The sequence below is a fragment of the Pseudomonas sp. P65(2024) genome, from assembly GCF_057480955.1.
This window is the reverse complement of the sequence record NZ_JBLIYX010000006.1, coordinates 42,048-63,302: the sequence shown is the minus strand read 5'-3', so window position 1 is coordinate 63,302 and position 21,255 is coordinate 42,048. Positions and strand designations below refer to the sequence as shown.

The window sequence follows — 21,255 nt, the reverse complement described above, 5'->3', positions numbered from 1 at the left end:
CGGGAAACAAGGAGTTTTTATGCGTCGCCTGTTGTTGCTGGTTGTCGGCCTGCTGGCCAGTTCGCAGGTCCTGGCGAAGAAGGTCGACCTCGATTACCAGGTGCGCCTGCTGCCGCAGAGCGGCCAGGCCGAGGTGCGCCTGACTCTGGCCGACGGCAGTGCGGTGCGCAGCCTGGACTTCGACCTGGGCAAGCCTGGTGCCTACAGCGACTTTCTCGCCGATGGCCAGTGGCAGGTGCAGAACGGACGTGGCGTCTGGCACCCGGCGGCGGGCAAGACCAGCCTCAGCTACCGCGTGCTGCTCGACCAGCAACCCCGTGGCGGCGCCCATGAGGCGCGCATCACGCCGCACTGGGCGCTGTTCCGTGGTGACCAGCTGGTGCCGCCGGCGCGCCTCGACCAGCAGGATGGCACCGAGCTGGTCTCGCGGCTGACCTTCGACCTGCCGACGGGCTGGAAAAGCGTCGAAACCGCCTGGCCACGTATCGGCCGGCAGAAATTTCGCATCGACGATGTGTCGCGGCTGTTCGACCGGCCCACCGGCTGGATGCTCGCCGGCAACCTGGGCAGTCGTCGGGCGCGCCTGGGCGTCACAGAGGTGACCGTGGCCGCTCCGCAAGGCCAGGGCATGCGGCGCATGGACACGCTGACCCTGCTGACCTTTATCTGGCCGCAGTTGCAGGCGGTGTTCCCGCGCAACCCTCCGAAGCTGCTGCTGGTCGGTGCCCGTGACGAGATGTGGCGCGGCGTGCTGGCCGGCAACAACTCGCTGTATCTGCACAGCACGCGCCCGCTGGTCAGCGAGAACGGCACCAGCCCGGTGCTGCGTGAATTGGTGCAGCTGTTCGCCCAGATCAACGACCGCGACGGCAGCGACTGGCTGGGCGAGAGCCTGGCCGACTATTACGCCACCGAGCTGCTGCGCCGCGCTGGTGGCATGAGCGATGATCGCTACGAGGCGCTGCAGGCCCGTCAGCACAAGCTGGCTGCCAAGGTGAACCACCTCAAGGGCGCCAAGGCCGATGCCGCGCAGGTGGCCCGTGGCGTGCTGCTGCTGCAGGCGCTGGATCGCGAGATCCGCCTGCACCACCACGACAAGCGCTCGCTGGACGACGTCGCCCGTGCGCTGATGCGCCTGTCGAGCGTCAGCACCGAGGAGTTCGTGCAGATCAGCGAGAACGTGCTGGGGCGGCAGTCCGAAGTATTGCAAAGCAAGGTATTGCGCTAAGCGCAGGATCTATCGCGGCAAGCCCGTTCCCACGGCCCCGGACATCATTTTGAACGCGGGCTCGTGGAAGCGGGCTTGCCCGCGATGCTTTCAACCGCCAGTCACCGTCGCGGTACGGGTCGCCGCCTCGGCGCTGGCCTTCAGCGCCTTGAGCTCGGCAGCGCCTCGTTCTATGTCGCGATGCAGGCGCAGGTATTCGGCGCGATGCCGCAACCACCATGCCTTGGTCGAGCAATGCCCGCTCACGCCACGGGCCAGCGCCAAGCCGCCTACGGCAACCTGCAACATCCCCAGCAGGCCACCGTGGCGCAGCCCCTTGCTGATCATCAACGCGCCCCCAGCCAGGGAGCTGACGCGCTCCAGGCCGTGGACATTATGTTTCGGTGCGTCCGTTGTCCAATGGATATCGTGCATTGCCAGGTCTCCTCAGGTGGGTGATATCCAGCAGACTTTGACCAGCGTGCAAGCGTTCAGTGTAATTTCCCGCGTGGTTGACCCGGTCAACTTCGAGGCTATCCTGAGCAAGGTGGGTTTATAACATTTGGGTGTGGGTGCCGTTGGCGAGCATGTTGGTTGTAATTAAAATTTTGATCAGCGTATTTAATCAGTCGTGACATGGTTTGGCTGCCGTGGCTGAACGACTGTGGAGAACTTCTAAGTCTCGATGTTGCTGTTGCTGTTGCTGTTGTTCTTTTGCTTTTGCTTCTAAGCGCGCGGTAGGTCAGGCAACACCAATTGCGACTTCAGGAGGCCGAACGCAGGGCTTGCGGAGGGAGGTGACGGGCATGGATGCCCGTCAAGCGCTGCGCCCCAGGATGGGGCGTTCAGCGCGGTCCTCCCGGGAGCAAGTCCGGAGTGAGGGGACCCCGGAGCGAAGCGTAGGGGCCGGATGAATGGAGCGAGGATTTTTTGGTTCCTTTTTGATCCTTCAAAAAGGGACCCGCCGTAAGGGCGGAAAGGTGACTATGCGTCACCATCGCAAATGAATGCGCATATAACTTTCAAAACTCATGCTCTAAAAGTCAAAGTCAAAGTCAAAGTCAAAGTCAAAGTCAAAGTCGGTCGGCGCTGGTTTTAATGGTTGTAAGTGCATTCGTTTGCGATGTCGACGCATAGTCACCTTTTCGCCCTTACGGCGAGTTCCTTTTTGAAGGATCAAAAAGGAACCAAAAAATCCTCGCTCCATTCATCCGGCCCTGCGCTTCGCTCCGGGTCCCCTCACTCCGGCCTTGCTCCCGGGAGGACCGCGCTGCAGGGCCCATCCTGGGCCCCAGCGCTTGACGGGCATCCATGCCCGTCACCTCCCTCCGCAAGGCCTGCGTTCGGCCTCCTGAAGTCGCAATTTGTGTCGCCTGGGATATCGCGCGCTTAGAAGCAAAAGCAAAAGCAAAAGCAAAAGCAAAAGCACAACGGCAACGGCAACGGCAACGGCCTACGGTAGCGTTTATTTCGCCGCGTAGACGCCAGGCTTGCACGGGAGCCGGATTGGGGGGGCGCAAGGCGTGAGGGCTACTTGAACTTCGGCCCCGAGCGGGTGTTCAAGCCTTTGGCCATGCGGTCGTACAGCACCACATTCACCGTCGCCGCCAGGTTCATGCAGCCTTCTGTCGGGATGTAGATCGTCTCTTCGCACCAGCCGCGCACGTCTTCGCTCAACGAGCCATCCTCTGGCCCGAAGATGTAGATCGCCCGGTCCGGGTGGGTGTACTCAGGCAATGGCCGTGCGCCTTCCACCAGCTCCACGGCCACCGGGGTGCAGCCCAGGGGAATGATGCGCTGCAGGTCGTCGATGCCGATCAGCGGGATGTCGTAGTGCACGCGCTTGGTATCGGTGACGAAGTCGCGGGCGCGCTCATAACGCTTGCCGGTGTAGAACACCGAGTTGACGCCATAGCAGCCCGCGGCGCGCATCACCGAGCCTACGTTTTCCGCGGATTTGGGGTTGAACAGGCCGATGCAGCTATACCGTTTGTTCGCCACGTGTCGAGGCCCTTCGTAAAAAAAGAGCGCGATTATACGGGCTTGCCGGCACACCGGGGGCGCGAATCGACGTTCAGTCCTTCTTCATCAGCGCGGCCAGGCCGGCGAACGGGTTGTGTGTGGCCACGGCGACTTTCGGCGTGCTCAGCGAACCTTCGCTGAAATACTGCTGGTCGGTGTAGCGGGCGTGCTCGTTGTCGTGGCAGTACAGGCACAGCAACTCCCAGTTGGAGCCGTCCTGGGGGTTGTTGTCGTGGTTATGGTCGCGGTGGTGCACGGTCAGTTCCGACAGGCGTTTGCCGGAGAACTCGCGGGTGCAACGGCCGCAGACGTGGGGATACATCTTCAGCGCCTTGTCGCGGTAGCCCATTTCCTTGTCGCGCTTGGCGTCGGCGAGGATGCGGTCGAGACGGGCGGTGGCGTCGGAGGTGGAGCTCATGGTGTTACCTTTTTTCTGATCAGGGCAATGACGGTTATGCCGTTGAGTCTAGCGCGCCTGTGGGCCGGGCGGACAGGCAAAATCGCGCCATTGGGCGTAGCCTGTAGGGAGGTTTCTGACAGGAGGCTGCCGATGTTGCATGCGATCCTCGCCGCGTTGTTGCTTGGCGCTGTATCCACGGCCGACGCCGCGGGCCAGCAACGGCCGCTCACGACGGTTCCCGGGGCGCCCGGGACCGCGACGCCGACCCCTTACCCGCAGATCACCCCGAGCACGCCGCCCAAGGCCGGTGCCAACCGGCCGGGCGCGCCGCTGTTGCCGCCAATGCCGCTGCCGGGGCCACCCAAGGACCAGCCGTTGCCCGGGCTGAGCCAGGACCCGCCGAAACCGCCTGACAAGGGCCGCTAGACTTGCTGCGCCAGGCGCTGGCCATCCTGCATGCGCAGGCGTTTTGACAAGGCCACGGCGAGGGCGCGGATGATCCGTGCGGCGATGCGCGGCGCTTCGTTGAGCATCTTTTCCAGCGCGTCCTTGCCCAGGGTCAGCAGCTGGCAGTCGCTGGCGGCCACGCAGGTGGCCGAGCGGCGTTCGCCGTCGAGCACGGCCATCTCGCCGAAGGCCCGGCCCTTGCGCAGGGTGGCGATCTCCACCTGGGCGCCGTTGCCGTCGGTCTTGCGCACCGAGACCACGCCGCGATGGAGGATGCACATGAAGGTGCCGGCGTCGCCTTCGCTGAACAGGGTCTGGCCCTGGGCCACGGCGGCGAGGCTGAAGTAGCCGGCGGCGGCGAGGAAGTCACCGGGCTGCAGGGTGTCGAACAGGCCGCAGTCCATGAGCATGTCGCGGATTTCGGCGTTCAGGTGCTGGGTGTCGGGCATGTGTTGTTCTTCTTCGAATGTCTGGAAAGCGCCACAAACTGCTGGGTAAGTAGTGAGGCATCGTGGGAGCGGGCTTGACCCGCGATCAGGTTCGACCAGGCGATGACGCTGCCTGGTCTGTCCTCATCGCGGGGCAAGCCCGCTCCCACGTCAGCTTGACGCTATGACAACGAAAATCGCGTTTTACGCCACGCCCAGTTCATTGAAGACGAACGCATACTCCAGCGCCACATCGCGCAGCCCCTGGTAGCGCCCGCTCATGCCGCCGTGGCCCGCGCCCATCTCGGTCTTGAGCAGCAGCAGGTTGTCGTCGGTCTTGCGCGTGCGCAGGCGCGCCACCCACTTGGCCGCCTCCCAGTACTGCACGCGGCTGTCGTTGTAGCCGGCGACCACCAGCAGCGCCGGGTAGGCCTGCGCCTTGACGTTCTCGTAGGGCGCGTAGGCCTTGATCCGCTCGTACACCTCGGGCTCCTCGGGGTTGCCCCATTCGTCGTACTCGGTGACGGTCAGCGGCAGCTCGGGGTCGAGCATGGTGTTGAGCACATCGACGAACGGCACTTCGGCGATGGCGCAACGGAATAGCTCGGGGCGTAGGTTGAGCACCGCGCCCATGAGCAGACCACCGGCACTGCCACCGCTGATCGCCAGGCGTTCGCGGGTGGTCACGCCTTCGGCGATCAGGTGCTCGGCGCAAGCGATGAAGTCGTCGAAGCTGTTGTGCTTGTGCTCCTGCTTGCCGGCCCGGTACCAGGCCTCGCCCAGCTCGCCGCCGCCGCGCACATGGGCGATGGCGAAGGCCACGCCGCGCTCCAGCAGGCTCAGGCGGGCATGGGAGAACCACGGGTCGAGGCTCTCGCCGTAGGCGCCGTAGCCGTAGAGATAGAGCGGCACCGTCTTGCCTTCGTCAGCGCGACGGCGCACCAGGCTGATCGGTACCCGGGTGCCGTCCTTGGCCACCGCCCACAGACGCTGGCTGATGTAGTCGTCGGCGTCGAAGGCGCCGAGCACCGGAGTCTGCTTGAGCACCTGCTGGGCGCCCGTGGCCAGCTCCAGCTGGCGCACCTGGGCCGGGCGGTTGAGGGCTTCATAGCGCAGGCGGATGCGTGTGCTGGCGAATTCCAGGCTGTCCTGCACGTAGAGGCTGTAGGCGGCGTCCGGCAGCTCGACGCGGTAAGCCGGCAGGCCTTGCGGGTGCACTTCGATGATCGGCAGGCCGCCTTCGCGCAGGCTCAGGGACAACGCCGTGGCATTGAGGCTGAGCCCTTCGAGCATGACGTCGTCACGGTGCGGCACCAGCACCTGCCACTGCGCGCGGGGCGGCACGCTGTCGGCCGGCGCGTGGAACAGGGCGAAGTTGATGCCGTCCTGGTTGCTGCGCACGAACCAGCGCCACTGACCGTCGAGCTGGCCGTGGTCGGGGAAGTACTCATGACCTTCGACCCGCGGCGCCAGGCAGGTGAAATCAGCCTGTGGCGTGGCGGCATCGAGCACCCAGGCCTCGCTGGTGGTCTTGCTGTTGAGCAGCAGCACCAGTTGGCGCTCGGAGCTGGCTCGGTAGCAATGCAGGAAGAAGCGCCCGTCGGGCTCCTCGAAGACCGTGGCGGCGTCGGTCTCGCCCAGGGTGTGGCGGCGCAGGCGCCAGGGGCGGTGGGTGTCGTCCAGTTCGGCGAAGAACAACGTCTGGCTGTCGTTGGCCCAGGTCATGCTGCCGTCGCAGTCGTCGAAGGGCAGGGCGGTCAGCGCGCCGTTGGCCAGGTCCTTGACGTACAGGGTGTAGATCTCGTCGCCGCTGGTGTCCAGGCTGTAGGCCAGCAGGCGGTGGTCGGGGCTGACGCTGAAGGCGCCGAGGGAAAGAAAGCCGCCATTGGCCAGGGCGTTGGGATCGAGCAGCAGCTCCTCGCGGCTTTCATCGACGGTGTTGCTGTCGTCGGCCGGGCGCGGGCAGCGGTAATGGCGCGGGTACTCGTCGCCCGCGGTGGTACGGGTGTAGTAGAGGTATGGGCCCCAGGGCGAGGGCAGCGACAGGTCGGTCTCGAGGATGCGGCCCTTGATTTCTTCGAACAGCTGTTCACGCAGCGGCGCCTGGTCGGCGAGGACGGCTTGCTGGTAGGCGTTTTCCGCTTCCAGGTAGGCCAGGACCTCGGGGGTGTCGCGCTGCTGCAGCCAGGCGTAGGGGTCTTGGCCTTCGGCTTGATGGGCGATCGGGGCGGGAAGGGGTAGGGGCATGGGTGATCTCATCGATTGTGGACCCCATCGCGGGGCCGCTGCAGGTCCCTTGCGGGGCGGGGGCAGCCTGCGCCGGGAAAAGTGTTTATCATAGGCGTCTCTTTGCCTGGCTTGCACCCACACCATGACCGAACACGACTATACCCTCGCCTGGGGCCTGTACGCCGTTGCCGCCCTGGGCTGCCTGCTGGTGGGCTTCAAGCTGACCGGCTGGATGTGGCGCTGGTTGCGCGAGCCGCTGCGGGTGATCATCGCCGTATTGCTGTTCTCGCCGACCATCGTCGACCCGGTCAAGGAAAGCTTCGCCCCGGCCATTGCCATCACCGCGCTGGACGTCGCCTTCAAGGTCGGCAACAACGCCTGGCGCGCCGCCTCCGACCTGGCCATGTACGGCATGCTCGCCTTTGCCCTGTACATCGTCTTCGTGCTGATCCGCTGGCCGCTGGAAAAGCGTGCCCGCGAGCGCCGCGCCCAGCGTGAGGCCGCCGCCCAGCGCCAGGCCAAGGAAGAAGACGAGGTCGTGGCCGAAGCGTCCCTGGCCGCCAACCGTCAAGACCGCTACCGCGACGATCCGCCCCCCGCCCCCGTGCGCCGCTCCGGGCCCGGGCAGGGCCGCGTCGAACCCCGACTTTAAGCCAGGAGCCGCAACATGTGCGAACTGCTGGGCATGAGCGCCAACGTCCCCACCGACATCGTCTTCAGCTTCACCGGCCTGATGCAGCGCGGCGGGCGCACCGGCCCGCACCGCGATGGCTGGGGCATCGGTTTCTATGAAGGGCGCGGCCTGCGCCTGTTCCAGGATCCGGCGGCGAGCAGCGAGTCGGAAGTGGCCAACCTGGTGCAGCGTTACCCGATCAAGAGCGAAGTGGTCATCGGCCATATCCGCCAGGCCAACGTCGGCAAGGTCTGCCTGTCCAACACCCACCCATTCGTGCGTGAGCTGTGGGGGCGCAACTGGTGCTTCGCGCACAACGGCCAGCTGGGCGATTTCACCGGCCAGCGCACGTTCTACCGGCCGATCGGCGACACCGACAGCGAAGCGGCCTTCTGCGACCTGCTCAACCGCGTGCGCGAAGCCTTCCCCGAGCCGGTCGAGGTCGAGCAACTGCTGCCAGTGCTGGTCGAAGCCTGCGCCGGGTACCGTGGCCAAGGCGTGTTCAACTGCCTGCTCAGCGACGGCGACTGGCTGTTCTGCTTCTGCTCGACCAAACTGGTGCACATCACCCGCCGCGCACCGTTCGGCGCGGCGCGGCTGAAGGATGTCGACCTGATCGTCGATTTCCACACGCAAACCACCCCCAACGACGTGGTCACGGTGATCGCCACCGAGCCGCTGACCGAGAATGAGACCTGGAACCGCTACGGGCCGGGTGAGTGGGGCTTGTGGCGGCATGGCGAGTGCATTGCCCACGGCCAGAGTTAAGGAAGCTGCATGTTCAGAAGTTACCTGCGTTTGCTGTTGTTCACCTTCGGCCTGCTGGCCGGTCTCCAGGTGCCGGGGTTGGTCAAGGACTACAGCCAGCGCGTCGAGGCGCACCTGCTCGAATCGCGCCAGGCGCTCGACGGCTTCCGCCAGACCGCGCAGCGCTTCTTCAACGGTGACCTGCAGGCGCTGGTGCGGCATTACCGGGGCAGCGACGATCCGGTGTTCAACAGCGATGCCAACAGCATCGAGAGCCTGCTGATCCGCAACCAGTTGCTCGAGCATGAATGGCAAGCCCTGCAGGGCTCGTGGGTGAGCCGCACCTGGCATGTGCTGGTGCAGCCGGAGCCGGCACTGCGCGAGGAGACGCTCAAGGGCTACAGCTATCAGATTCTGCTGGTGCCCGAGGCGATCGGCTGGGGGATCGGCAGCGGGTTCGTGCTGGCGTTTGTGGTCGAGAGCCTGTTGCTGGTGATTGGCTGGGTGATTCTTGGTGGACGGCGCAAGGCGGTGAAGGAAAGCTGGCGCTAGCTTTTCCGGCCCTGCGGCAGCTCAGACCAGCACGATCCGCTGCCCGCCCACATCCCGCGCATAGCGCTCCAGCACCTGCCGGCACACGCCCACCACCTCGTCCACCAGTGCCACGCCGGTCTGCCAGGCCACCACCAGCTCCAGGCTCGGCGGTGGCTGCAAGCCCTCCAGCAACACCAGCTCACCGCGGCTCAGTTCGCCATCCACCAGCGCCGGCGGCAGTGCGCCGATGCCGAAGCCGTCGCGCAGCAGGCGGGTGATGGCCGCCACCGAGTTCACGCAGTTCAGGCGCGGCGCCTCGGCCCCGGCGGCCTGCAACAGGCCGAGCACCTCCTGGTGCGGTCGCGAGTTCTTCGAGAAGGTGACGATGCGCTCGCGGGCCAGTTCCGCCAGCGAGGCGTAGGTGCGGTGGTGCGGGGAGCCTGCGGCGACGATCCAGCCCATCGGGTAGCGCGCCAGGTCGTGGCTGCGGATCGACTGCTCGCGCAGCAGGTCGGTCTGCAGGATCACGTCGAGAAAACCCTTCTGCAGCTGCTCGCGCAGGTTCAGCGCGGTATCGGCCACCAGCTCGATCTCCACCTGCGGGTAGCGCTCGCCCAGCTCCGCCACCAGGGCGCTCATCCAGGTGTGGATGACCGTGTCCATCACCCCCAGGCGGATGCGTCCGGTCTTGGCCCGGTCGCTGTCCAGTGACTGCTTCATGGCCTTGGCGGTGTCGAGCATGCGCTCGGCGTACTCCAGCACCTTGGCGCCTTCCGGCGTCAGGCTGACCCCGCGGGAGTCGCGCAGCAGCAGTTTCACGCCCAGGTCGGCCTCCAGCGCGGCGATGCGGCTGGACACCGAGGCCTGGGTGGTGAACAGCTTCTCGGCGGTGAGGCGGAAGCTCCTGAGCCGGGCGACCCAGACGAAGGTTTCGAGGAAACGGAGGTTCATGATCAGTTTTTCTTGTTCCAGACCGGCGGTTTTTCTCGTTGGACGCAGGCGGCGCGGCCTCTGAACATGAAGCCCAGGCCGCGACGCCCGACGTCGCCCATAGAACAATACCAACAAGCCGAGGCAACCATGAACCCGACCGGCGTGCAGCAGCAGGCCCCCGCCCGAACCTCGAGCGGCCCCTTCGCCTGGTACCGCGACATCGACTCCCAGCAACGACGCACCTTCTGGAGCTGCAAGATCGGCTACGGCCTGGACGGCATGGACACCCAGATGCTGAGTTTCGTCATCCCCACCCTGATCTTGGTGTGGGGCATCAGCACCGCCGAGGCCGGGTTGATCCACACCAGCACCTTGATCGCCTCGGCCCTGGGCGGCTGGATCGCCGGCATTCTGTCCGACCGCATCGGGCGGGTGCGCACCTTGCAACTGACGGTATTGTGGTTCGCCTTTTTCACCTTCCTCTGCGGCTTCGCCCAGAGCTACGAACAACTGCTGATCGCCCGCACCCTGATGGGCTTCGGCTTCGGCGGCGAATGGACCGCCGGCGCGGTGTTGATCGGCGAGGTGATCCGTGCCCAGGACCGCGGCAAGGCGGTGGGCATGGTGCAGTCGGGCTGGGCCATCGGCTGGGGCCTGACGGCGATTCTCTATGCCCTGTTGTTCTCCTGGCTGCCGGCCGAGCAGGCCTGGCGCGCGCTGTTCCTGTTGGGCCTGCTGCCGGCGATCTTCGTGATCTTCGTCCGGCGCCTGGTCAAGGACCCGGAGATCTACCGTCAGGCCAAGGCCGTGGAACAGGCCGAGGCGCCTGCGCAGTTCTACGAGATCTTCGCCCCCGGCATGCTCTGGACCACCCTTCGCGCTTCGCTGCTGACCACCGGCGCCCTGGGCGGCTACTACGCCATCACCTCGTGGCTGCCGACCTTCCTCAAGAACGAGCGCGGCCTGAGCGTGCTGGGCACCGGCGGCTACCTGGCGATGGTCATCGTCGGCTCCTACATCGGCTACGTGGTCAGCGCCTACCTGTGCGACCTGCTGGGGCGCAGGAAGAACTTCATCCTGTTCGCCGTGGGCTCGTTCGTCATCGTCCTGCTCTACACGCAGATGCCGGTCAGCGACGGCGTGATGCTGTGGCTGGGCTTCCCCCTGGGCTTCTTCGCCTCGGGCATCTTCAGTGGCATGGGTTCGTTCCTCACCGAACTGTTCCCGACCCGGATACGCGGATCGGGGCAGGGCTTCTGCTACAACATCGGCAAGGTGGTCGCGGCGATGTTCCCGTTGCTGATCGGCCTGCTTGGCGAGAAAGTGCCGTTGGGCCTGGGGATTGGCGCCTTCGCCGCGGTGTCCTACGGTGTGGTGATTCTGGCGGCCCTGAGCCTGCCGGAAACCCGCGGCAAAGCGCTCCAGGCGCGCTAAGGTAGGCACCATGAACATTGATACGGAGGTCCGCCAGGTGAAACGCCTGCTACTCAATTGCGACATGGGCGAGAGCTTCGGCAACTGGCGCATGGGCCAGGACGCCAAGGTGATGCCATTCATCGACTGCGCCAATATCGCCTGCGGCTACCACGCTGGCGACCCGGGCACCATGCGCCGCACCGTGGCCCTGGCCCTGGAACACCGGGTGGCCATCGGCGCGCACCCGGCCTATCCGGATCTGATGGGCTTCGGCCGCCGTTCCATGGCCTGCAGCAGCGACGAGATCCGTGACCTGCTGCACTACCAGATCGGCGCCCTGGACGGCATCTGCAAGGTGCTCGGCGGTCGGGTGGCCTACGTCAAGCCCCACGGCGCGCTGTACAACGACATGATGGCCAACCCGGACATCCTGCGCACCGTGCTCGAAGCGGTGGGGGCGTTCGACAGCGGCCTGCCGCTGATGCTCATGGCCACCGCCGACGACAGCGCCGCCCAGGCCCTGGGCGATGAAGTCGGCGTGCCACTGTGGTTCGAGGCCTTCGCCGACCGTGGCTACACCGCCAGCGGGCACCTGATGTCGCGGCGCCTGCCGAACGCTGTGCACCACGACCCGGCGCTGGTGGTCGAACAGGCCTTGCGCTTGGCCAAGGGCGAGGCCCTGGTGGCTGACGACGGCAGCGATGTGCGCTTGAACGCCAGCACCCTGTGCGTGCACGGCGACAACGACGGCTCAGTGGCCGCCGTGCGCCAGATCCGCCAGGCCCTGGATGCACTGGAGCAAGCATGACGCCACGTATCGAGGTGGTGGCCATCGACAGCCTGATGGTGCGGCTGTTCGATGCCATCGATGAAGGCAACATGCCGTGGATCCTCGCCGCCAGCCAGCGCTTGCGGGATGCTTTTGGCCAGCAGCTGATCGACCTGGTGCCGTCCTATACCACGCTGATGGTGCAGTTCGACCTGGCGCCGGGCGAGGCGCGCCAGCGCATCCTGCAGGCGCTGGAGGGCCTGCGGCCGGATGCCGGCCAGGCCGGGCGCCGGCACGAAATCGCGGTGTGGTACCACGCCAGCGTCGGCCCCGAGCTGCCGGTGCTGGCCGCGCGCGGCGGGATGAGCGAGGCCGAGGTGATCCGTCTGCATTGTGGCCGCGACTACCCGGTGTTCGCCCTGGGGTTCGCGCCGGGCTTCGGCTTCATGGGCCTGGTCGATGAACGCCTGGCCACGCCGCGCCTGAGCACCCCGCGCAAGCGCGTGGCGGCGGGCAGCGTCGGCATCGCCGAGCGCCAGACTGCCGCCTATCCGGCCGTGTCGCCGGGCGGCTGGAACCTGATCGGTCGCACGCCGGTGCGCCTGTTCGACCGCGAGCGCGAGGGCTACAGCCTGCTGCAGCCTGGTGATCGGGTGCGTTTCGTGGCCGTCGAACGGGCCGAATTCATCAACCTGGGCGGTGACGACAGCCCGCTGGAGGCCCAGGCATGAGCCAATTGAGAATCGAGGCCAGCACCGCGCTGTGCCTGTTGCAGGATGCCGGGCGTTTCGGTGTGCGGCACCTGGGCGTGACCCAGGGCGGCGCGCTGGACTGGGTGGCGATGCGCTGGGCCAACTGGCTGCTGGGCAATGCCCTGGACAGCGCCGTGGTGGAGATTGCGCTTGGCGGCTTCAGTGTGGTTGCCGAGCAGGACTGCGTGCTGGCGCTGGCCGGGGCCGACCTGGATGCGCAGGCCGACGGACAGGCCGTGGCGCCCTGGACCAGTTTCAACCTGGGCAAGGGCCAGCGCCTGACGCTGCGCCAGCCTCGCCAAGGGGTACGTGCTTATCTGGCGGTGCCGGGCGGGTTCGTGGGCGAGTCGGTGCTGGGGAGTTGTTCCACCGTGGTACGGGAAGAACTGGGTGGAGTAGACGGCCAGGGCCGGGCGCTGCTGAAAGGGGAGGTACTGCATGCTGCCGGGGCCATCGCGGGGCAAATCGGGGCGCCGAACCGCCGCTCCCACGTGCCCGAAGCGCTGCGGCCGGAGTATGCCGAGAAACCGGTATTGGATCTGGTGATGGGCGCGCAGATCGGTGACTTTGGCGGCACCAGCTTGTTCGAGGCGTTCAACCGTGACTGGACGCTGGACAGCCGTGCCGACCGCATGGGCATTCGCCTGCTCGGGCCGCAACTGGTCTACCAGGGTGCGCCGATGATCTCCGAGGGGATTCCCCTCGGCGCCGTGCAGGTGCCGCCGGATGGGCAGCCGATCGTGTTGCTCAATGACCGGCAGACCATCGGTGGATATCCGCGGCTGGGGGCGTTGACGCCGTTGGCGCTGGCGCAGCTGGCGCAGTGCATGCCGGGGACCGCGGTGCGGTTTCGGGCGGTGGTGCAGGACGAAGCGTGGCGGGAGCAGCAGGCTTATCTGAGCCGTTGGGGATGAAGGTGCCGGCCCCGCGACAGGGCCGGCCCTGAAAACATTACTTGGACAGGTAACGCATCCCGTCTTCCAACCCCTGCAAGGTCAGCGGAAACATCCTGTCCTCGATCAGGTCCCGCACCAGATGGGTCGAAGCGGTGTACTCCCAGGCGTGCTTCGGATAAGGGTTGATCCAGATGATCTTCTTGAACTTCTCCATGAAGCGTTGCATCCACACATACCCGGCCTCTTCGTTCCAGTGCTCGACGCTGCCGCCGGGCTGGGTGATCTCGTAGGGCGCCATGGCCGCGTCGCCGACGAACACCACCTTGTAGTCGTCGCCGTACTTGTGCAACAGGTCGAAAGTGGAAAAGCGCTCCGAGGTGCGGCGCAGGTTGTTCTTCCACACCGACTCGTAGATGAAGTTGTGGAAGTAGTAGTACTCCAGGTGCTTGAACTCGGTCTTGCAGGCCGAGAACAATTCCTCGCAGACCTTCACGTGGGCGTCCATCGAGCCGCCGATGTCGAACAGCAACAGCAGCTTGACCGTGTTGCGCCGCTCGGGGCGCATCTGGATGTTCAAGAGGCCTGCGTCACGGGCGGTGTGGTCGATGGTGCCGTCGATGTCCAGCTCCTCGGCAGCGCCTTCGCGGGCGAACTTGCGCAAGCGGCGCAGGGCCAGCTTGATGTTGCGCGTGCCCAGCTCGACCTGGTCGTCGAGGTTCTTGTACTCGCGCTGGTCCCACACCTTCACCGCCTTGCCCTGGCGCTTGCCGGCCTCGCCGACGCGGATGCCTTCGGGGTTGAAGCCGCCGGAGCCGAACGGGCTGGTGCCGCCGGTGCCGATCCACTTGTTGCCGCCGGCGTGGCGCTCCTTCTGCTCTTCCAGGCGCTTCTTGAACTCTTCGATCAGTTTGTCCAGGCCGCCCAGGGATTGGATCTGCGCCCGTTCCTCGTCGGTCAGCGAACGCTCGAACTCCTTGCGCAGCCACTCGTCGGGGATCAACGCCTCGATATGCCGGTCGAGGTTTTCCAGGCCCTTGAAGTAGGCGGCAAACGCACGGTCGAACTTGTCGAAATGGCGCTCGTCCTTCACCAGGATGGCCCGGGCCAGGTAGTAGAACGCGTCCATGTCGGCGAACACCACGCCCTTTTGCAGGGCGTGATGCAGGTCGAGCAGCTCGCGCACCGACACCGGTACCTTGGCCGCGCGCATTTCATTGAACAGGTTGAGCAGCATGGCCCGGCTCCTGTCAGCGGTTGCCGCGCCGGCTCATGAAGGCCAGGCGCTCGAGCAGTTGCACATCCTGCTCGTTCTTGACCAGGGCCCCGGCCAGCGGCGGAATGGCTTTGGTCGGGTCGCGTTCACGCAGCACGGCTTCGCCGATGTTGTCGGCCATCAGCAGCTTGAGCCAGTCGACCAGCTCGGAGGTGGAGGGCTTCTTCTTCAGGCCCGGGACCTTGCGCACGTCGAAGAATACATCCAGCGCCTCGCTGACCAGCGACTGGCTGATGTTGGGGTAGTGCACGTCGACGATCTGCTGCAGGGTGGCGCGATCTGGGAAGGCGATGTAGTGGAAGAAGCAGCGGCGCAGGAAGGCGTCGGGCAGTTCCTTCTCGTTGTTGGAGGTGATGATGATGATCGGGCGCTGCTTGGCCTTGATGGTCTCGTCGATCTCGTAGACGTAGAACTCCATCTTGTCGAGCTCTTGCAGCAGGTCGTTGGGGAACTCGATGTCGGCCTTGTCGATCTCGTCGATCAGCAGGATCACCCGCTCGTCGGCCTCGAAGGCCTCCCACAGCTTGCCTTTCTTCAGGTAGTTGCGCACGTCGTGGACCTTGTCCACGCCCAGCTGCGAGTCGCGCAGGCGGCTGACCGCGTCGTACTCGTACAGGCCCTGGTGGGCCTTGGTGGTGGACTTGATGTGCCAGGTGATCAGGCGGGCGCCGAAGGAGGCGGCGAGCTGCTCGGCGAGCATGGTCTTGCCGGTGCCCGGCTCGCCCTTGACCAGCAGCGGGCGCTCCAGGGTGATGGCCGCGTTGACCGCCAGCTTCAGGTCGTCTGTGGCGACGTAGTCGCGGGTGCCTTCGAACTTCATGAACCGATCCTCTGGGTGGCTGGGCTCGCCTCATCGCGGGGCAGCCGACGCATGTTTATTGATGTGCCAGCGACTATAACCCCGCACCCGCCGCGTGCAAACGCAGACTGGGTATTCAGTCCCTGAATGGTCCGTCACTGTCGGCTTAGTCGGATTGGGGCGGGGGTTGTTCGTAACGTGCGTTGAATGCCTGGATGAACCCGTTGCGCAGTATCTGCAGGAACGCCTCGAATGCGCTGATATCCTGCTGGTGCACACTGCCGCTCAGTTCGACGCGGGTGGCGAACTGGTTCTTCGGCTGGTTCTTCAGCACGGTCTCGGTGGCGCCTACCAGCGCCTCCCAGATTGAGCGCAGGAAACCTTTGTCCTTGTCTTGCACATCCTGCCGCCAGTTGAACACGTCGACATCGCGTAGCAGTGGCTTGATGTAGCCATGCAGTCGGCCATTCGCGGCTTCGGCCTCGATCACCACGTCGCCGTGTCCGGCATTGAAGTCGAACTTTCCATAGGCGCTGGCAAAGTCGTTGAGTCGGCGCAGTTCGATGCCCTTGGCGCGCAAGCGGAACTGAAAGTCGTCAAAGTCGCTGAACGGGTCGAAGGTGGCCTTGCTCTCGACCCTGGCGTCGCCCGTCAGCAACGCCGTCCCTTCGAAACTGGCGTCCCGCCGGCCCTTTTCATCGCGCACGTTGGTCAGGTTGCGAATGCTGGCGTCGAGCTGTGTGGCCTTGAGGTCGACCGGCGGTTGGGAGTTGAAGTTGCGAAAGCTCAGGGTGCCCTGTTCGATGCGCACATCGTTGAGCGTGATGGGCAGCAGTTTCTCCAGTTGCTGGCGCCAGTCAGTACCCTGGCCGGTCTGTGAGCTCTGCCTGGTGCCGCCATCGACGAAGTTCAGTTCGGGGTGCAGGAAGGTCACTTCGCCAACCACTGCATGGTCGTACCAGAGCGCATGCCAGCTCACCGACAGGTCGATCAGCGGTGCGTCGAGCAGCGGTACCGGCACCTTGCCGCTGACCTTGGCGATCTTCAGGCCATTGATCTGATAAGCGCCGCGCCACCAGGCCAGATCGACGTCGGTGACCTGGCCACGGTAGTCGCCCATGTCGGCCAGCTTGTCGTTCAGGTAATCGCGAACCAGGTAGGGCAGGGCCAGGTGCAGGGCCACAAGCAACCCAACCAGGCTGGCAATGCCGACCAATGGCCAGCGATAACGTGCTTTCATCGTGGTTCTCCGCACCGGCTTTTGCGGTTGACCGCAGGCCGCTTCGCCGAGTTCGAACGGGCTTTACGCTCCTGCATTGCGGGCTTACCCTCATGGTTTTCCCTGCTTTTTCATGTTCAAGGACACCTGCCATGAGCCGTATCTACGCCGACAACGCCCATTCCATCGGCAACACGCCGCTGGTGCAGATCAACCGCATCGCCCCGCGTGGGGTGACCATCCTGGCCAAGATCGAAGGGCGCAACCCGGGTTACTCGGTGAAGTGCCGGATTGGTGCGAACATGGTCTGGGACGCCGAGAGCAGCGGCAAGCTCAAACCGGGCATGACCATCGTCGAGCCGACCTCGGGCAACACCGGTATCGGCCTGGCGTTCGTCGCCGCCGCCCGCGGCTACAAGCTGCTCCTGACCATGCCGGCGTCCATGAGTCTTGAGCGGCGCAAGGTGCTCAAGGCCCTGGGGGCCGAGCTGGTGCTCACCGAGCCGGCCAAGGGCATGAAGGGCGCCATCGAGAAGGCCAATGAAATTGTCGCCTCCGATCCGGCCCACTACTTCCTGCCTGGTCAGTTCGACAATCCGGCCAACCCGGCCATCCACGAGAAGACCACCGGCCCCGAGATCTGGAACGACACCGACGGCGCGGTGGATGTACTGGTGGCGGGCGTCGGCACCGGTGGCACCATCACCGGCGTGTCACGCTACATCAAGCACACCCAGGGCAAGTCGATCCTGTCGGTGGCGGTGGAGCCGGTGAGCTCGCCGTTGATCAGCCAGACCCTGGCGGGCGAGGAGCTCAAACCCAGTCCGCACAAGATCCAGGGCATCGGCGCTGGTTTCGTGCCGAAGAACCTCGACCTGTCGATTGTCGACCAGGTCGAGACGGTGACCGATGACGAGTCCAAGGCCATGGCCATCCGTCTGATGCAGGAGGAGGGCATCCTCTGTGGTATCTCCTGTGGCGCGGCGATGGCGGCGGCGGTGCGCCTGGCCGAGAAGCCCGAGATGCAGGGCAAGACCATCGTGGTGATCCTGCCGGACTCCGGGGAGCGCTACCTGTCGAGCATGTTGTTCAGCGACATGTTCAGCGAGCAGGAGAACCAGCAGTAAACCCGGGCCTGCTGTGCAAGCCTTTCGCCGGCGAGCCGGCTCCCACATCGCTTGTGTTGCCTTGTGGGAGCCGGCTTGCCGGCGATGGGGCGAGCAGCGGCCCCGGGATATCCGCACCACCGCTGATCCGGCGCAATGTCGGCCGCTTTCGTTTATTGCACAATCCTTAACACTGCGATCCGGCACCGGTTGTTTTTACCCGGCCCGGATGGGTTTATGATGTCCGGCTATCTGGGGATGGCCTGATTTCCCCTCCAAGGAGTGTTGCATGACCTTTTCCTTCGTCGCCAAGGCCGGTGTGCTGCTGGTGTTTTTCGGCAGCGTGCTGTTCGTGCACCTGCGCGGCAAGGCGCGCCTGCCGGTGCTGCGCCAGTTCGTCAACCATTCGGCGCTGTTCGCCCCCTACAACAGCCTGATGTACCTGTTCTCCGGCGTGCCTTCCAAGCCCTACCTGGACCGCCAGCGCTTCCCCGAACTGGATGTGCTCAAGGACAATTGGGAGGTGATCCGCGAAGAAGCCATGCGCCTGTTCGACGAGGGCTACATCCGTGCTGCCGAGAAGGACAACGACGCCGGCTTCGGTTCGTTCTTCAAGAAGGGCTGGAAGCGTTTCTACCTGAAGTGGTACGACAAGCCGCTGCCTTCGGCCGAGGCGCTGTGCCCGAAGACCGTCGAGCTGGTCAGCGGCATCCCCAACGTCAAGGGCGCGATGTTCGCCCTGTTGCCCGGCGGCAGCCACCTGAACCCGCACCGCGACCCGTTCGCCGGCTCCCTGCGCTATCACCTGGGCCTGTCCACGCCGAACTCGGACAACTGCCGCATCTACGTCGACGGCCAGCCCTACGCCTGGCGTGATGGCGAGGACGTTATGTTCGACGAAACATTCGTGCACTGGGTCAAGAACGAGACCGACGTCACCCGGGTGATCCTGTTCTGCGACGTCGAGCGCCCGCTCAACAGCCCGCTGATGACCCGCATCAACCGCAAGGTCAGCGCCTTCCTCGGCCGCGCCACCGCGCCGCAGAACACCGATGACGAGCGCGTCGGCGGGATCAACCAGGCCTACGCCTGGAGCAAGCGCTTCAGCAATGTCATCAGCACCCGGGTCAAGCAGTTCAAGCGCGCCAACCCCAAGGCCTACCGCGTGCTGCGGCCGGTGCTGGCGGTTGTCGTCGCCTACGCGCTTTACCGCTGGCTGTTCTGATTCGCCTGGGCAGGCTCGCTCCTCAACGGAGCGGACTTGCCCCGTGATGATTCCCCCGCTATATTCCGAAACACTCTCTTCCCAGAAGACCTGCTCATGCCCGCCATTCCTGCCACCATCGCTTACGTTCTCGCGCCTGTCGCGGGCGTGGTCGTGCGTGGCAGCCAGCAGCCGGCCATGATCAGTCACTCCCCACCACCTGTCAGTGGCGTCGTAGGCGGCGTAGCTCCGCCTCCTTGCGCAGTCGTGGTGCTGGGCTGACCGGCCGCTGGCCGCTCCCCACCGCACTCGCAACCTACTGAACACGGTCGACTATCTCCGCAAGACGCGATAGGTCCTCCGTACGGTTCATTTGCCCGTATACAGGTGGCATACATGTCTGTTTTCAACAAAGCATCCGTGGCCTCGGCGGCCACTACCAGCCTGTTCGTCCTGCTGTGGAGCAGCGGGGCGATCGTTTCCAAGCTCGGCTTGGCCCAGGCCAGTCCTTTCGCCTTCCTGCTGCTGCGTTCGGCCTTGGCGCTTTTCGGTCTGTTGCTGATCGGTCCTTTACTCGGCTTGCGCTGGCCACGTACTCGGGGCGGCATTGTCCGCGCCCTGGGGACTGGCTGCGTGCTGCTGGGCGCCTACCAGATCTTCTACCTGCTGGCGCTTGATACCCATGTCACCCCCGGCGTCATGGCCACGGTCATGGGCGTGCAGCCGATCCTTACCGTGGTGCTGATGGAGCGCCAGCGTTCCTGGAGCCGGCTGTTCGGCCTGGGCCTGGGGCTTGGCGGCCTGGTGATGGTGGTCTACCAAGGCATCAACCTTGGCGGGGTGTCCCTGGCGGGCATGCTGTTCGCCTTGCTGGCGCTGGCCAGCATGACCTTCGGCTCTATCCTGCAGAAGCGCATCACCGACAACCCGATGGGCACATTGCCGCTGCAGTATCTGGCCGGATTTGCCCTGTGCGCGCTGTTTGCCCCGTTCCAGCCGTTGCATGTCGAGTGGAACGCCAACTTCGTCGGCGCGCTGCTGTGGATGGGGCTGGTGGTTTCGCTGCTGGCCACGCTGCTGCTGTACCGGCTGATCGCCCGTGGCAACCTGGTCAATGTCACCAGCCTGTTCTACCTGGTGCCGGCGGTGACGGCGGTGATGGATTTCGCCATCTTCGGTAACCGCCTGGCGCCGCTCAGCCTGCTGGGAATGGGGTTGATCGTGATCGGGCTGCTGTTCGTGTTCCGCAAGCCGGCGTTGCGTGCGGCTGAAGCCTGAGCCAAAGGGGGGCCGCTATGCGGCCCCTTCGCGACGCAAGGCCGCTCCCACAGGACGCAGCACCAGCCAGAGTGCCGCGCCGATCAGCAGGCCGCCGTACAGGTGCGCCATCGACAGCGGCTCATCCAGCAGCCACGCGCCCCACAGCACGCCGAACACCGGGATCAGGAAGGTCACGGTACTGGCCTTGACCGGCCCGATTTCGTTCAGCAAGCGGAAGTACAGGATGTAGGCGAACGCCGTACACAGCAGCCCCAGGCCCAGCAGCGACAGCCACACCTGCCAGCCGCCCCAGCTGGCCGGCGGTTGGGTCAGCGCGCTCCAGGCGAACAGCGGGCTCAACAGCAGGGTGGCGCCGAGCATGCTGCCCAGGGCTGACAGGCGACTGTCCAGCGTTCCCACCCAGCGTCGTGCCAGGAATCCCGCGAAACCGTAGCAGGTGGTCGCCGCCAGGCACGCCAGGGCGCCTTGCACCAGGGCCATGTTCAGCGCCACCGGTCCGGCGCCGCTGAGAATGCCGACGCCGAACAGGCCGAGGAAGATCCCGCAGAGCTTGGGCAGGGTCATCGCCTCGCGGAAGAACAAGGTGCCGATCAGCACGCCCATCAGCGGCGTGGTGGCGTTGAAGATCGCCGAGTAGCCGGCCGGCAGCACCTGCGCCGCCACCGAGTAGAACGTCGCTGGAATACCGGAATTGATCATGCCCAGCACCAGGCAGGCGCCCAGCTTGCCTTCGAAGTTCCAGCGCACGCGGGCGGCGGCGAGTATGGCCATCAACCCCAGGCAGGCGATCGACACGCGAAAGAAGGCGGTCGGCACGGTGCCAAGCTCCGGGGCGATGATGCGCATGAACAGAAAACTGGCGCCCCAGACGGCGGCAAGGGTCAGCAGGCGGGCAAGGGCGATGGGGCTCACGGGGGGTC

22 protein-coding genes are annotated in these 21,255 nt (G+C 65.3%); 12 read left to right on the top strand and 10 right to left on the bottom strand.

Annotated elements, in window-relative coordinates; genetic code table 11:
- Nucleotides 1-19 precede the first annotated feature (19 nt).
- Entirely contained in the window at nucleotides 20-1,228 is a 1,209-nt protein-coding gene (locus AC25MA_RS10945) for a M61 metallopeptidase family protein (protein WP_028693026.1), read from the top strand.
- A 90-nt stretch (nucleotides 1,229-1,318) separates the two neighbouring features.
- Here the strand turns inward: AC25MA_RS10945 and AC25MA_RS10940 are convergent, their stop codons facing one another.
- The 3 genes from AC25MA_RS10940 to AC25MA_RS10930 all read right to left on the bottom strand — a co-directional run bounded on the left by AC25MA_RS10940 (nucleotide 1,319) and on the right by AC25MA_RS10930 (nucleotide 3,647).
- Nucleotides 1,319-1,642 carry a YgaP-like transmembrane domain gene (locus tag AC25MA_RS10940; protein ID WP_028693027.1) on the bottom strand — a complete coding sequence of 108 codons (324 nt, stop codon included), beginning with the start codon at nucleotides 1,640-1,642 and terminating at the stop codon, nucleotides 1,319-1,321.
- A gap of 1,095 nt (nucleotides 1,643-2,737) precedes the next feature.
- Nucleotides 2,738-3,208 (bottom strand): RNA methyltransferase, encoded by a 471-nt coding sequence (locus tag AC25MA_RS10935; RefSeq protein WP_028693028.1) that lies wholly within the window; start codon nucleotides 3,206-3,208, stop codon nucleotides 2,738-2,740.
- Between the two features lie 73 nt (nucleotides 3,209-3,281).
- Nucleotides 3,282-3,647 carry a YajD family HNH nuclease gene (locus AC25MA_RS10930; protein WP_023632486.1) on the bottom strand — a complete coding sequence of 122 codons (366 nt, stop codon included), beginning with the start codon at nucleotides 3,645-3,647 and terminating at the stop codon, nucleotides 3,282-3,284.
- A 132-nt stretch (nucleotides 3,648-3,779) separates the two neighbouring features.
- Here AC25MA_RS10930 and AC25MA_RS10925 point away from each other — a divergent pair, with 132 nt between their 5' ends.
- The gene (locus tag AC25MA_RS10925) at nucleotides 3,780-4,055 is read left to right on the top strand and encodes a hypothetical protein (RefSeq protein ID WP_028693029.1); all 276 of its coding nucleotides are present in this window, start codon (nucleotides 3,780-3,782) and stop codon (nucleotides 4,053-4,055) included.
- Here AC25MA_RS10925 and AC25MA_RS10920 read toward each other — a convergent pair.
- Nucleotides 4,052-4,525 carry a cyclic nucleotide-binding domain-containing protein gene (locus AC25MA_RS10920; protein WP_028693030.1) on the bottom strand — a complete coding sequence of 158 codons (474 nt, stop codon included), beginning with the start codon at nucleotides 4,523-4,525 and terminating at the stop codon, nucleotides 4,052-4,054. The two genes, AC25MA_RS10925 and AC25MA_RS10920, sit on opposite strands and share 4 nt — an antisense overlap.
- Nucleotides 4,526-4,708: 183 nt before the next feature.
- The gene (locus tag AC25MA_RS10915) at nucleotides 4,709-6,751 is read right to left on the bottom strand and encodes a S9 family peptidase (RefSeq protein ID WP_263156139.1); all 2,043 of its coding nucleotides are present in this window, start codon (nucleotides 6,749-6,751) and stop codon (nucleotides 4,709-4,711) included.
- Nucleotides 6,752-6,875: 124 nt separating this feature from the next.
- Between AC25MA_RS10915 and AC25MA_RS10910 the strand changes: the two genes are divergently transcribed.
- Genes AC25MA_RS10910 through AC25MA_RS10900 form a run of 3 tightly spaced genes read left to right on the top strand, consistent with a single transcriptional unit; the run spans nucleotide 6,876 to nucleotide 8,705 of the window.
- Complete coding sequence (locus AC25MA_RS10910; protein WP_062360569.1) at nucleotides 6,876-7,385, top strand: hypothetical protein; 510 nt, start codon at nucleotides 6,876-6,878, stop codon at nucleotides 7,383-7,385.
- Nucleotides 7,386-7,400: 15 nt separating this feature from the next.
- Entirely contained in the window at nucleotides 7,401-8,174 is a 774-nt protein-coding gene (locus tag AC25MA_RS10905; protein ID WP_028693033.1) for a class II glutamine amidotransferase, read from the top strand.
- A gap of 9 nt (nucleotides 8,175-8,183) precedes the next feature.
- A complete protein-coding gene (locus tag AC25MA_RS10900; RefSeq protein WP_028693034.1) occupies nucleotides 8,184-8,705 on the top strand; it encodes a DUF2937 family protein in 522 nt (173 codons plus the stop codon).
- A 21-nt stretch (nucleotides 8,706-8,726) separates the two neighbouring features.
- On the opposite strand, the gene AC25MA_RS10895 is transcribed toward AC25MA_RS10900, so the two are convergent.
- Nucleotides 8,727-9,638 carry a LysR family transcriptional regulator gene (locus AC25MA_RS10895; protein ID WP_050706836.1) on the bottom strand — a complete coding sequence of 304 codons (912 nt, stop codon included), beginning with the start codon at nucleotides 9,636-9,638 and terminating at the stop codon, nucleotides 8,727-8,729.
- A 129-nt stretch (nucleotides 9,639-9,767) separates the two neighbouring features.
- On the opposite strand from AC25MA_RS10895, the gene AC25MA_RS10890 reads away from it, so the two are divergent.
- From AC25MA_RS10890 to AC25MA_RS10875, 4 genes are read left to right on the top strand one after another with little or no spacing between them, the layout of a single operon-like run.
- Entirely contained in the window at nucleotides 9,768-11,054 is a 1,287-nt protein-coding gene (locus AC25MA_RS10890) for an MFS transporter (RefSeq protein WP_062360573.1), read from the top strand.
- A gap of 10 nt (nucleotides 11,055-11,064) precedes the next feature.
- Complete coding sequence (locus AC25MA_RS10885; RefSeq protein ID WP_213883092.1) at nucleotides 11,065-11,844, top strand: 5-oxoprolinase subunit PxpA; 780 nt, start codon at nucleotides 11,065-11,067, stop codon at nucleotides 11,842-11,844.
- A complete protein-coding gene (gene pxpB / locus AC25MA_RS10880; protein ID WP_069017004.1) occupies nucleotides 11,841-12,536 on the top strand; it encodes a 5-oxoprolinase subunit PxpB in 696 nt (231 codons plus the stop codon). The genes AC25MA_RS10885 and pxpB overlap by 4 nt, the downstream gene beginning before the upstream one ends.
- Complete coding sequence (locus AC25MA_RS10875; RefSeq protein ID WP_062360577.1) at nucleotides 12,533-13,471, top strand: 5-oxoprolinase subunit C family protein; 939 nt, start codon at nucleotides 12,533-12,535, stop codon at nucleotides 13,469-13,471. Before pxpB ends, AC25MA_RS10875 begins: the two co-directional genes overlap by 4 nt.
- Nucleotides 13,472-13,508: 37 nt before the next feature.
- On the opposite strand, the gene AC25MA_RS10870 is transcribed toward AC25MA_RS10875, so the two are convergent.
- The 3 genes from AC25MA_RS10870 to AC25MA_RS10860 all read right to left on the bottom strand — a co-directional run bounded on the left by AC25MA_RS10870 (nucleotide 13,509) and on the right by AC25MA_RS10860 (nucleotide 16,765).
- On the bottom strand, nucleotides 13,509-14,687 hold the full coding sequence (locus tag AC25MA_RS10870) for a vWA domain-containing protein (RefSeq protein WP_186597245.1): 1,179 nt from the start codon (nucleotides 14,685-14,687) through the stop codon (nucleotides 13,509-13,511).
- Nucleotides 14,688-14,700: 13 nt separating this feature from the next.
- Nucleotides 14,701-15,546, bottom strand: a complete 846-nt coding sequence (locus AC25MA_RS10865; protein WP_011535085.1) for an AAA family ATPase — start codon at nucleotides 15,544-15,546, stop codon at nucleotides 14,701-14,703.
- Between the two features lie 145 nt (nucleotides 15,547-15,691).
- Nucleotides 15,692-16,765, bottom strand: coding sequence for an AsmA family protein (locus tag AC25MA_RS10860; protein ID WP_486972019.1), 1,074 nt, complete (start codon nucleotides 16,763-16,765; stop codon nucleotides 15,692-15,694).
- 131 nt (nucleotides 16,766-16,896) lie between these two features.
- Between AC25MA_RS10860 and cysK the strand changes: the two genes are divergently transcribed.
- The 3 genes from cysK to AC25MA_RS10845 all read left to right on the top strand — a co-directional run bounded on the left by cysK (nucleotide 16,897) and on the right by AC25MA_RS10845 (nucleotide 20,332).
- Nucleotides 16,897-17,871: a cysteine synthase A gene (gene cysK, locus AC25MA_RS10855; RefSeq protein WP_028693042.1), complete on the top strand. Its 975-nt coding sequence runs from the start codon at nucleotides 16,897-16,899 to the stop codon at nucleotides 17,869-17,871.
- Between the two features lie 268 nt (nucleotides 17,872-18,139).
- On the top strand, nucleotides 18,140-19,075 hold the full coding sequence (locus AC25MA_RS10850) for an aspartyl/asparaginyl beta-hydroxylase domain-containing protein (protein ID WP_028693043.1): 936 nt from the start codon (nucleotides 18,140-18,142) through the stop codon (nucleotides 19,073-19,075).
- A 375-nt stretch (nucleotides 19,076-19,450) separates the two neighbouring features.
- Entirely contained in the window at nucleotides 19,451-20,332 is an 882-nt protein-coding gene (locus tag AC25MA_RS10845; RefSeq protein WP_062574840.1) for a DMT family transporter, read from the top strand.
- Between the two features lie 15 nt (nucleotides 20,333-20,347).
- On the opposite strand, the gene AC25MA_RS10840 is transcribed toward AC25MA_RS10845, so the two are convergent.
- Nucleotides 20,348-21,247 carry a DMT family transporter gene (locus AC25MA_RS10840; protein ID WP_062360583.1) on the bottom strand — a complete coding sequence of 300 codons (900 nt, stop codon included), beginning with the start codon at nucleotides 21,245-21,247 and terminating at the stop codon, nucleotides 20,348-20,350.
- Nucleotides 21,248-21,255: the final 8 nt, after the last annotated feature.